Genomic DNA, 13,032 nt, shown 5'->3' on the forward strand with positions numbered 1-13,032 from the left:
AACATACTTTCCATATTGGTAACACTAGAGACATCCCAATTATTCAACGGTTGATCAAAAGAAGTTGCTTGTTGGAACATACTTTCCATATCGGCAACATTAGAAGTATCCCAATTATTCAACGGTTGATCGAAAGAAGTTGCTTGTTGGAACATACTTTCCATATTGGTAACACTAGAGACATCCCATAAATTTAAGGGCTGGTTAAAACTTGTAGTTCTTAAAAACATACTGTCCATATCGGTAACATTAGAAACATCCCAATTATCAACAGGTTGGTTAAAGTCTTCCGCAAGCCAAAACATAAAACCCATATCTGTAACATTAGAAACATCCCAATTATTCAACGGTTGATTAAAAGAAGTTGCTTGTTGGAACATACTTTCCATATTGGTAACACTAGAGACATCCCAGTTGTTTAGAGGTTGATTATATTTAATCGCCCCATAAAACATTCTAGACATATTGGTAACACTTGAGAAATCCCAATCGTTTAGAGGTTGATTATATTTAATTGCTCCATAAAACATTCTAGACATAGAGTGAACACTAGACACATCCCAATGATTAATGGACTGATTAAGACTTGTACAGCCCTCGAACATTGAAGATATGCTAAGCACTTGACTTAAATCTGGAGCATCTGTAGCATTAATTTTCAGTTTTGAGCAATTTTTAAATGCATTATACATATCTGACCATTGTTGATTACCCCACTGCTCAACACTAAGTAAATTATCTTGTTCTCCAAAATCAATTCTCGGGTAATCCCCTGTAATTGTAATTATGTAGACTCCAGGTGAAGAATATGCGTGTGAACAACTTGAAGTTTGGTTATTTAAAACAGTCCCGTCACCAAAATTTACAGTGTAATTATAATCAGTATTAGCAGACTGGGCGTAAATATAGACATTGTTACCAACTAACCATTTTGTAACAAAGGCCCCAGGTGTCAATGCTTGTCCACAAACATCTTGATAATCATTGTAAAATGTCCAACCTCTATTGTTAATTAAATTTGACCGGATTGTACCGTCGCAATAATACATTCCTTCCCCACTAAAAGATTTATTTATTAAATTCAAACTATAAAACTTATTTAATAGATTTTCGTAGTTTGTAGTATTCAAATTAGAATTATCTACCATGTTAGAAAAAAAAACATTTGTATTGAAACTCCAATTAGATAAATCTTGATTGAAGGAAGATGCTTCCAAAAACATAGCTTCCATATCAGTAACATTTGATACATCCCAATTATTCAAAGGTTGATTAAAAGATGTTGCTTCTTTAAACATTCCTTCCATATTAGTAATAGTTGATACATCCCAATTGTTAAGGGATTGATCGAAATTAGAACATTTTGCAAACATTTGAGTTAAATCGATTACTTGATTTAAATTTGGTGCATCAGTTGCATTTATAACCAAATTTTCACAACCGTAAAATGCATAATTCATATTTTGCCATTGGATATCACCCCATTGTCCCACCGATTTTATTTTTCTTTTATTCGCTTGATTGGAATAAAAGAAATATATCCTAGGAAAATTCCCAGTAATACTTACAGTATACGTCCCAGCAGTATTATACATATGAGTTGCATCTCCTGTTTGGTTGTTTAAAACGATTCCATCGCCAAAATCCACAGTATAGTTATAAGTTGATTCAGGATGTGTGGGAATAGTTATGCTTAAATCACTTAGAGTAACCTCCCATGTCGTAATAAAGGGTTGGTTTTGGGCTTGGGTGCATAGCGTAGAAAATACAATAAGTAGAAATAAGTAAAGATTTTTCATAAGATAGTTGGTTTATGCTTAGCAATATAGCATTTTTATACTACCCGTTAAGAAAATCTTAAAAATACGCTCTTAGCTGTACGCTACCCGTATGTATGGCGTCTGCACTTTCACTTTTTCTTCCAAAATAGGAAAGATTGAGATCTAAATAATTGGTGAGTTTTCGCTGCGCTAAAAGTGTCCACGTAAAGTTTTTATTGGGCTGTAAACCTTGCAACATTTGGTAGGCTACGGGAGAAAAAGCACTTCCTGTAAATTCATTAAAAATGTAATTAAACTCTCCGCTAACCGCATATTTTTGAGCGTTGGCAAAATTAAATGAAGCGCCTAATTTTTGCTGTTGTAATTCCTCTTCATCGCCTAACCTGTTGGTTTGGGTGTTATATTGGTAAAATACATCAAAACGAGTGCTTCTAGAGAGTAAATAGGAAACCTTGGGGTTGGTGGTATAACTTAAAATATCATAATTTCGGTTGCCAAAATTCTCTGAGGCACTTACCGTAGTGGTGGTTTGGTTGTCAAAATTAAACAACCAGCTTTCTTGTACTTTATGGTTAAACTTTAACTGATGACTTTCAATGTCATTTTCTTGAAATCCGGTAGAAAGCAAGTTTTTTGCTCGGGTTGAGATATACGTGTAAGAAGTGGTATAACGCTGCTTTCCGCGATTAAAGAAAATGGTATTTCTAAAGTTGAGGTTTACGGCTAATTCTTCTTCACCGCTATCGTTAAACGGATTCAGGTCAAAGTTATCTTCCTCTCGTTCTATCTTTCGGTCTACCAAATAAGACGTTTGGTTATAAAAATGTTTTAAAAAGTTTTTAGTACTCGCATCATCACTCAGTTGCATAAAGTTAAGCGTCACAACTTGACTGAATTTATTCTGATGTGTTTTTAAGAAAATTTGATTGGGCAATAAGACTCGTACATATTTAGCCTGATCGGGAAAGGGTGAAATTTCAAACTCTTCTAATTCCTGTATGCCATTGTCGTTATAATCATTCCACGTGTATTGTCCCTCCCCTGCGTTTACTTCCACGTAAGTGAATTCTTGTTGGGCTAAGGTTCCGCTATTGGTCTCATAGGCAGTATTGAGGCTTATCAATTTATCAAATAAAAATTGATTGTACAACACCCGAGAGTTAAGCGATTGCTCATCTTCTACATTTTCTTCTTCATTGATCAACTTTCTATAATTTGCAAATACCGAAAGTTGCGTGTTTTCATTTTGTATGAGTTGCGATTTTAAATAGTAATTATTAGAATGGCTAACTCGCTGCAAATTATTGTTTCGCAAACTGTCATTTACTCGGTGACGATAACCGATTTCGGCATAAACTGCTGTACTATCTCCAACGCCAGTAAATACTTCGTAGCTATTAAACCTCTGACTTATTCCTGTTAAATTTTGGGTTGCTTTTTCTTGCTGCTGATTGTCTTCTAGATTAATTCGGGTTCCTGTCCAAACCTTTCCAAAATCATAAACCGCAAAAGCATTCATCCGTAAAAATTCTGAAGTAAATGTGCTGCCATCGCTTTCTAAATAACTTCCGTGAAGTTGTGTTCTTAATTTTCCTAATTGGTGTTGTGAAGAAATAACATGACGGGTTCCTGAGTAGTTTTCCGAGTAATCGAGGTGTTCAAACCGGTATTGGGAAACACCGTTCTTAAGCGTTCTAAAATTGATTCCCGATTGTATATAATTTTGATTTCCTAACGGATTTATTAAATTCCAATCTCTATTAAATTCTACATTAAATAAACGCTCGATACTTTGAAATTCATCCTGCAAGTAATTAATTCCAGCGAAAGCTTCTATTTGCGAAGAATCTTTTAATTGAACCACGCGTTGAGTAACTTCTACTCTTGCAGCAAAGCCATCATTGTTATTGTCATCTAGATCTGAAAATAAATTCTCATCATTTTTGCTGGCGGCAAATTCAAAATCTACTTTTGTTTTTTCTGAAGGTTGATATTTTCCGTTCACCACACCTACTTGCAATTTGGTGGGTGCAAAAAGCCGAATAATAGGCTCATAACTTCCCTGCGGAATTCCGTTTACCGGAGTTATATACTCATAGGTTCGCGTTATAGCACTCGCATTGGTCAATACATAATCTCCTTGATTTTCGCCCACATTGCTAAAACGCACTTGAAATAATTCATCTTCAGGGTTGGTGGAATACACAAAGACCTCTTCGCCATTTATGGTTTCTTTCGTGTAGAGCACTTTGTTTTCATCAAAGGTATCGGCAACCGCACTAGGGGCTATCATTTGGTTAGGATCGTCTCCTGCATCTGCAAGAATTTGAGCTTGCTCTTCGTTGAGGTTTTGTTGTAAGGGTTGGTTTTTGATATCATTTTCTGAATATACAAATGCGCCAATTTCTAATTTTTCACTGGTATGTTTTCCTCCACCAGTAGCGACCACCCGAGAATAATTACGGTCTGAATATTGATATTCTACGGTAATTCGCATTTCGGAAGTAATAGGATAAGTGGCGTTAAAAATAATTTCCCCAGCATTATAATCTATCACATAATCTTCATTTTCTCCACGCTCAAGGCGGATTCCATTCACAAAAACCGATTCGCTGCCCGATACGATCAAAACGAATAGCTCTCCGTTAGGTCCAGTTAATTTATACGGACCTTGATTTCCCTCTTGGCCTTCAAATTGATTTCTGGTAAACACACCGCGTACCAGTGCTCCAGCAGCAAAAATATCGGTGGAGTTCCCGTCAGGATTTAGAGTGGCTCCAAGTGAAAGTCCTTGTACTTTTTTGGTGTAAGAAGCAAAGTAAGAATCGGTCTGCACTAGATCTACATCTCCAGCTCTTATGTTCCAGTTTTTTCCGTAAAGTTCAATGAAAATTTGGTCAAATTCATTTAGGTTTTGCGAATAACCATTCTGCTGAATAGGAATATTTGAGTCTTGTAAAGAAGCACGAAGATTTACATTATCCGAAATTTTCCCCGTGATTTGTAAATCTAATTCAGAATCTAAAACTGCATTTTGATTGGTACCAACGGTAATTCCTCTAGAAATACTTCCGCTCGTGGTTAATCCGTCAAACGGAACAAAAGAGCTTTGGTTTTTTTCTTCTCCCAATTGGTAAATTCGGTTCACCCGATTTTCATTTCCTACAATGATATTGGGATCAAATTGATAGTAACGTTTGGTGAAGAAATCGGGATATTTTCTATAGACTATTTTAATCGAATCGTTTTGTTTCCGTAAAGAATCATTAAGAACTAGGTAGCTTTTAGCAAAATCTACTTGGTAAGCTGTAGAATCGAGTAACTTTTCTTGTGAGTTGTAAACCTTAAACTTAAAAGGATTTATACTTACTGAATCGATAAGTATGGTATCGCTAACTACTATCTTCTTTTCGGAAAAATCACCCTCATATACCTGTGCATTCACAGTTATGGCAAAGAGTAAAAAGAAAATAAATAGAAGTATGCGCATGTAAAGTAAAACTAATGCTTTTCATAAATATTTTATGAAATCTAAATCAATTTTTAAGAAACAAGTATTCTTAACGTTTACATTATTCTATTTTTGTGAAAAAATAAGTTTATGGTTATTGTTTCTTACAATGTAAATGGCATTAGAGCCGCATTGAGAAAAGATTTACTTACTTGGTTAAGCCAAGTAAATGCCGATGTAGTTTGCTTACAAGAAATAAAAGCAAATCCAGATCAATTTGATGAAGAGGTTTTTCATGAAATTGGTTATAAGTATTGCTATTGGTATCCTGCACAAAAAAAAGGGTATAGCGGGGTGGCCATTTTAAGCAAAACTGAACCTAAGAATGTTGTTTATGGAACGGGAATTGATTATATGGATTTTGAAGGGAGATCAATAAGAGCAGATTTTGAAGATCTTTCGGTGATGAGTTTATACCTGCCTTCTGGGACTAATATAGACAGATTAGAGTTTAAATTGACCTTTATGGATGATTTTCAAGCCTATATAAATCAGATAAAAAAAGAGGTTCCTAATTTGGTGATTTCTGGAGATTATAACATTTGTCGCGAAGCTATCGACATTCACGATCCTGTACGTTTAAAGAATGTATCTGGATTTTTACCAGTAGAAAGAACGTGGTTAGGAAGCTTTTTATCACAAGGCTTTTTTGATTCTTTTAGGTATTTAAACCCAGATAGAGTGGAGTATTCTTGGTGGAGCTATCGTGCCAATGCTAGAGCAAATAACAAAGGTTGGCGTTTAGATTATCATTTAGTTAGTGCTCCATTACAAGAAAAAATAAAAAGAGCCGTTATCTTACCAGAGGCAAAACATAGCGATCATTGCCCTATTTTAGTAGAATTAAAATAATATTGAGTTTCATGAATAAGAAAAATTTTATAATACCTGCTTTTATTTTAGCTTTCATTGTTTCTTGTGTTCCAGCAAAAAAGTTCACAGACTTAGAAGAAAAATATGCTGAACTTGAAAATAGAAACAATACTTTAGAAAATCAATTAACTGATTGTCGAGAAGAAAAAACACAAACGCTTAAAGATTTAACAGATCTAAAAACTTCTAATGAGACTTTAGCGGAAGAAATTAAAAGCCTTGAAAAAAATCTAGATGCTAAAAATAAAAACTTGCAGCAACTACAAAACAGCTATAATGCTTTAGAGTCTAATAGCTCTGCAGTATTGGCTGAAAACTCTAAGCGTAACCGTGATCTTTTAAATCAGTTAGAAGAAAAAGAGAAAACTTTGACTAAGGAGCAGAAAAGACTAGAACAACTCAAAAAAGATCTTGATGGTCGCTCTAGACGAATAGATGAACTCGAAGGACTTATAGCTGCAAAAGACGAGAAAATGCAAGCGTTAAAACAAAGTGTTTCTAATGCATTGACTAACTTTGAAGGTAAAGGTTTAACCGTGGAGCAGAGAAACGGAAAAGTATATGTTTCTATGGAAAATAAACTTTTATTTAGTTCGGGAAGTTGGGCTGTAGGTAAGCAGGGACAACAAGCTGTAAAGCAGTTAGCAGCAGTTTTAGCCGAAAATAACGACATAAATGTATTGATAGAAGGTCATACAGATAATGTGCCTTATGGCGGAAATGGAGCTTTACAAAACAATTGGGATCTTTCAACTAAAAGAGCTACTTCTATTGTCAACTTGTTACAACAAAATGGTAAAATTAACGCAGAGCGATTAACTGCAGCAGGCCGTGGGGAATATGCTCCTATTGCGAGTAATTCTAGTGCTGAAGGTAAAGCTAAAAACAGACGTATTGAGGTAATTCTTACACCTAAATACGATGAGCTTTCAAGATTATTATCTGAAGAGAATCGAGATCGATAAAACTTAAAGACACTCCCTTTTCTATCCATATAGAAATGGGAGTTTTTTTTATAGTTTCTACTTTAATTTTTCTACTAGACTTTTATGTAAAAAAGCTACTTTTCCATAAGTCGTTTTAATGTGAAGCCAGTCGTAATGTTGTCCTAATAATTTAATAGTGTCATTTTGAAATAGGTTCGCTATAATTTTATTAGAAGTACTAGGTCCACTTCTCAAATTTGCTCGAGCAGTTTTTATCACTAAGTAGTCTTCCTCAAAACTTTTTGAAAAATCATCTTTTTGTATTGACTTGGTTTTATATACAAATGGCAAAGGGTCGATAGCTTTATTGCGATAAATCCCAAAATGTAGGTGAGGTACAGTTGTCCTTGCATTCCCCGAATTTCCTACCAAACCTAGGGTATCACCGACTTTAACTCTATCACCATTATTTACAAGTATGCTATCTAAATGAGCATAGTAAATAGAATTGCCAAATAAACTTTCCTTTAGCCAAACCTGTTTTCCGCCAAGTCCTCTATTTCCAGTTCTGGTGATCCTACCATCAGTCACCGCTACAGTAGGAGTTCCGCGTGAAGCGAAAATATCAATCCCTTCGTGACTTCTTTTACCGCCATCTCTCGGATTTCCCCAAAAGCTTTGGATCGCTTTATTATCTTTTCCTGCTACAGGAAAGTAATAGGTAGGTGAAATATGTAGTTGAATAAAAAAATTGCTGCTAGAAGCTATTTCGGGCTGAATAATGATTTTATATTCTCCATTCTCTTTAGGAGTATAGATAATTGTATTTTCTTGAATATTATTACTCAGCACTTCTTCCCATAAAGTGTCGTTCTTTTTGAAAAAATTGATAAAAACTCTATCCTGCAAAGAATCTAAACTTACTTTTGCCGTGAACGAAATTCCCCTTTGTAGTGGAAAAGAATAAGTGTAAATTTTATTTTGAAAATATGAGAAAGCTCCTTTTTCACTATAAGGTAAATTTACATCAATACTATCTAAAGTAGCGTTACTATAAGTAGATTGCCATTTGTCAATAACAGCTTTTCTATTTTTAAATTCTTTATGATAAGTTTCTCTCGCTGTAGGTGAAGACAGTACTTCACTGATTTTTGTGCAAGAAATGAACCCCACAAAAATTAAAATAGTTACGCTTATAAGACTTAAAAAATTTTTCACTTGAAGTGAAAATGCATAAATCTTGCCATAAATTTTTACCTTTTTAGTGTAAAGTGAGATTTAAATACTTTTTCGTTTCCATCTTGTTTAAACACTACTTGAAACCAATAATCATTTGAAGGTAAATTCTTTCCATTAAGTGAACCATCCCATCCTCTTTTTCTTGGACTTAAGGTCGTGATTAGCTTACCAAATCTATCAAAAATATAGACTTGAGCTTCTGGATGTTCTTTTAGATCTTTGATGTTCCATTCATCGTTTACACCATCAGCGTTAGGTGTAAAAAATTTGGGATATTTTATCACTTCTACTTCTTGTATTGCTTCTCCGCAATAACCTTTCATCCCTCTCACTCTCACTGTATGCACTCCTGGCTTTACATCATAAAATTCATTGCTCTCTTGAAATATTCCATTATTCAATTGATACTCTAATTCTCCAATAGCATCTTTTACAATCACATTAATCACAGCCACATCTTCGAAGGGTTCGGTTACTAAAGTTTCTATGATAGGTTTGCTGGATTCGGTCACTGTTACCAAAGTAACCTCATAACCACAATCGGAAGTAGAAATTGGGTTTAGAACAGTACTTCTAACCGTATAAATACCCAACTCTGTAGCTTCAAAATTTTCACCCGTGTGCATTAAATTACCATCTAAATACCAGTTGACTTCGAATTCACTATCAGGGAGACCAGAGCTTAGAAATGCAGGTGAAATTATTTCTTCAGTTTTAGGATCTTTACATATAGTCGCTTCTTCTATATTTAGCGGCAATAAAGGATGAACTGTAATTTCTATTGCTTTTTCTATAGTACAGTTTGTATTTGCTTCAGCGGAAGCATAAACATATACTATATAAGTACCTGGCTCATTAAATAGCAACTCTTCTTGTGTCAATAATCCTTGCTGATTAGAAGATCTATAAAATTTAACCTCTGCATTTTCTATATTAATCATAGACAAATTGTAGCTTCCACAAGCTTCGATATTTTCGAATTCTTGTAAATTGGGCGTCTGAGAAATATTTATCTGAAAACTAGCTTCGCTTTCGCACGTAAAACGATCTCCACTTACAGCATATACAAAGATTTCTTGAGAAGTACTAACTAAAGCTCCTGCTTGCAACATTTCACCTTGACCCCCACTTTGTGTAAAATATTTCCCTTCATTTAATGGAGGTAACGTATAATTATCACACGCTTGAATATTATCGAAAACACCTACCTCTACTCCTTCTATATAAACGGTAAAAGAATCTTGATTATCACAAGAATTAATTTGAGGCCAAAAATTATAAATATAAATTTCTTGTGTGTTGGTGATTAAATCTCCTGGCTGTAGTTGTTGCCCTCCACCATAAGGTTGTGTAAAGTAATTACCATTAGCTAAAGGAGGCAATTCATAAGCCTCACAAGAATAAACATCAGTAAAATTTTCGATAGGTGGCAATTCAATTATTTCTACTAAAAAGCTAGTTTCATTTGTACAACCGTTTGCTAAATTATTAATATAGATTGTACTTGTTTCATTAACAACATCACCTTCAAAAAGTTGATCTCCTTCTCTATCTGGTGCTGAAAAGTATTGTCCATTTACTAAATTTGGCAATGTGAAAATATCGTCTTCACAGACCATAACATCATTTAAACTATCTACTTCTGGAATAGAGTTTATTTCGATAAAGAACCCTTCATTAAGTGTACAATTAGGACTTGTTGTGGTTATTGCATAATAATAAATAGTTTGCGAAGAAGATATTACCTGACCTTCTGGGATAACTTGACCGTTACCGCCAGCTTGTGTATAATACCCTCCTATTTCTAAATCTGGTAGAGTATATGTACCGCAAATGTTCAAATCCTGAAAATTTGGAGTAATAATAATTTCAAAAGAATTTTCATTAGTACAGAATCCGTCATAATTAAAAACATACATGGTTTGGGAACTACTAATAACATCACCCGCAGAATACTGGGTCCCTTCTCCATCAGGCTCTGAATAGTAATTTCCGTTTTGTAAAGTTGGAAGAGTGTAAGAATTACATGTTACCACATCTAAAGGAGCATCTACAGGTGGCAAAGGCAAAATATTAATAGGAAAAACATCTTCTTTACAAAAAACTCCATTTACATCAGCATAAAAATAAAGAGTTTGGTTAGTTGTAAAAACGGTCCCAGGAGAAATTACTTGCCCGCTACCATTTGGACCTCCAGGTTCTGTATAAAATGCCCCAGCTGGAGGTGAAGGTACGGTCATTTGCCCACACCATAATTTTCTAACACTATATTTTTCAATTAAAATTATTTTAAATTTACTTTCATTATAACATCCATTTGCATCTGGCCCATTATATATATAGTAAGTACCAGAATCCTCTATTATATCTCCAGCAAACAGCATATTTCCAGTAGCTTGTGTGCCAGTATAATAATTACCATTAGTAATCGGCGGTAACGTATATTGATTACATTCTATAACATCGGCAATTTCATCAACCAGTGGTAAAGGATTTAGGAAAATTTGAAAATTTACAATTGTGAAACAATCGGTCATATTTGTATCTTCTATTCTTACCCAAATGGAGTCCGCATTGTTATTAAATGAGGGAACGTAATTTTCAGGATTTAAAATTGAGTTGTTACTAGCTTGGGCATCAAAATAATTATGGAAAAAATAGAAATCGTACTCACTAGAATTAAGAATTGTAGTAATATTATGTTGATTTAAATCTACAACATGATCAACACTTGCAATATCACATAACTCTATATCTTGGAATGTTAAATCTATAGGCTCATTCACCAATAACTGGAAATTATATACTGCATCACAATATAAATTGGTATCGAGAGCTTTTAACTTAATATAAATGGTTTGATTATCTTGTCCAAGATAATTAGAAAGTTGATTTACAGCAATAGCATTATCAATAAATAAGTCCTGCTGGGAGGCATAGTAATTTATATTATACGCTGCTGCGGAAACTCCTAAGTCTTGATATGTATTTTCTAATAAATTAAAACTATAATTTCCTGATGTTTCATGGCAAATTTTAATGTCTTCTGGTTCCTGGATCGTGACCTCCGTTAAGGTAATTTCATCGGTTAGCATACAGTTTGAGTTATTCTCTAAAACTACCACACTATAAGTCGCAGGATTGGTAACGGTTATGGAGTTTCCATTTTGTCCTGCAATTACAAATCCGTTCATTTTCCAAATGTGAGAATAATTTTGTGTACTTAAACCCGTTGTAATCGTTTTACTACTCCCTTGACAGATTGTAGTATCTTCACCCAAATCTACATTCGCATTAAAACTTCCTGCAGCAAGAAAAATAGCCGAATCAAAATCTGAATCGTTAGAATCTCCTATTACCAACTTAATCTTGTAAAGATTTCCAGGCGTAATTTGTGCTGAAGCATTCATAAGCTTAGTATGTCCTCGCATATTTATAGTTGACTGTGAAGAATCGTTAACATTATAAACATCAAATAGTGAAGCATTATCTGATGAACATGAATTATTATACGCGCTATCTTTAATATTTTTAACAGAAACTGGTGTTTGCGTTCCTGGGATAACGGCTAAATTGGTAGTTTCTCCTGTAGATAAATCTGTCAATAAAAAAGCAAAAACATCACTAGACACACATTGCCATTGTCCGTATTCGTTAGATGCAAATAAAAAATCGAAACTAAAATTTTTAGAAAGTGGTATAAATTCAAACTCTAAATATGCAACATCTGTAATTTGAGAGGTTTGTCCAGAAGCATTATTCAAACTTTCTAAGAAGCTATCAGTATTCGAATTTTCTTGTGAACTCAAATTATTTCCAGTATAACTCCCAGCTGTATAACTAGCGTCTCCATTTCTTATTATAACTCCTTCTGCTATAGGGAAGCTTCCTGAATTATTATTAAAATAAGAAACCGATTGAAGTGAAGATACTGATGTGTTAGAAACTTCAACACAGGCATTATTTAGTAAAATATTTACTAGATTTTGTGCAGAGTTATTCTGATTAACACTAACAGTTTGTCCAATCCCAATATATGATATTAGGATAAAAAGAAAGCAAAGTAATTTATTCATAAACACTTTTTATAAGTAGCTGCAGCAAATATTTCTTATGAAATTAAAACTACAAACATATAAATATAATCGATTAAATGTTATGTTACGTCGATTAAGTGTTCATTATCTTACAATTAAATTGAAAATATATTTATTTAAAATAAATAAAACATTGATTTTCAGTGAATTATACATCTTAAATAGTTGTGTTAAAATTTTAACTTTTTTTAATAAAGTCTTGATTTTCAGATTTTGAGAGTAAAAAAAATCACTACTCTACAATCTTTTTAATCATTTGGAGAGTAATTGGCTTAATAAGGTAGCCTTTAATTATAGTCTTATATGAGAGAGCTCTCATCCTGTCTTCCCCTGAGATTGAGGAAGTAGCTATGTATATTTTTGGAAGTGGTTTCGAACTTCTTTTTAACTTTTGATATTCTTCTATAAATTCCCAGCCATCCATAGTAGGCATATTAAGATCTAATAAAATAATATCGTAGCAGGAGTCAAGTTTTTCAAATGAAGATATTGCATCTAATCCATTAAAGTAAGAGCTAGTGATTATTTGCTTATCGACCATATTAACCATTTTCTTTAAAAGAAACTGATAAATTTTATCATCATCGATTATACAAATTTTCATA

The 13,032-nt window shown here is 33.7% G+C and carries 7 protein-coding genes; 2 read left to right on the plus strand and 5 right to left on the minus strand.

Features of this window, described 5'->3' with window-relative positions; all coding sequences use genetic code 11:
* Window positions 1-1,799: BspA family leucine-rich repeat surface protein (locus LX95_RS01190; RefSeq protein ID WP_146240725.1), on the minus strand; the 1,799-nt coding region annotated here is incomplete at its 3' end.
* Between the two features lie 58 nt (window positions 1,800-1,857).
* Window positions 1,858-5,271 (minus strand): hypothetical protein, encoded by a 3,414-nt coding sequence (locus tag LX95_RS01195; protein WP_111539593.1) that lies wholly within the window; start codon window positions 5,269-5,271, stop codon window positions 1,858-1,860.
* A 111-nt stretch (window positions 5,272-5,382) separates the two neighbouring features.
* On the opposite strand from LX95_RS01195, the gene LX95_RS01200 reads away from it, so the two are divergent.
* Window positions 5,383-6,144 (plus strand): exodeoxyribonuclease III, encoded by a 762-nt coding sequence (locus LX95_RS01200; protein ID WP_111539594.1) that lies wholly within the window; start codon window positions 5,383-5,385, stop codon window positions 6,142-6,144.
* 11 nt (window positions 6,145-6,155) lie between these two features.
* Window positions 6,156-7,130, plus strand: a complete 975-nt coding sequence (locus LX95_RS01205; RefSeq protein ID WP_111539595.1) for an OmpA/MotB family protein — start codon at window positions 6,156-6,158, stop codon at window positions 7,128-7,130.
* Window positions 7,131-7,187: 57 nt separating this feature from the next.
* Here the strand turns inward: LX95_RS01205 and LX95_RS01210 are convergent, their stop codons facing one another.
* The 3 genes from LX95_RS01210 to LX95_RS01220 form a co-directional block, all read right to left on the minus strand.
* The gene (locus LX95_RS01210) at window positions 7,188-8,309 is read right to left on the minus strand and encodes a M23 family metallopeptidase (protein ID WP_111539596.1); all 1,122 of its coding nucleotides are present in this window, start codon (window positions 8,307-8,309) and stop codon (window positions 7,188-7,190) included.
* 35 nt (window positions 8,310-8,344) lie between these two features.
* Window positions 8,345-12,406: a T9SS type B sorting domain-containing protein gene (locus tag LX95_RS01215; RefSeq protein WP_111539597.1), complete on the minus strand. Its 4,062-nt coding sequence runs from the start codon at window positions 12,404-12,406 to the stop codon at window positions 8,345-8,347.
* A gap of 253 nt (window positions 12,407-12,659) precedes the next feature.
* Complete coding sequence (locus LX95_RS01220) at window positions 12,660-13,031, minus strand: response regulator (RefSeq protein WP_111539598.1); 372 nt, start codon at window positions 13,029-13,031, stop codon at window positions 12,660-12,662.
* Window position 13,032 lies beyond the last annotated feature (1 nt).

This window comes from Mesonia algae (assembly GCF_003253545.1).
GTDB classification, from domain to species: Bacteria; Bacteroidota; Bacteroidia; order Flavobacteriales; family Flavobacteriaceae; genus Mesonia; species Mesonia algae.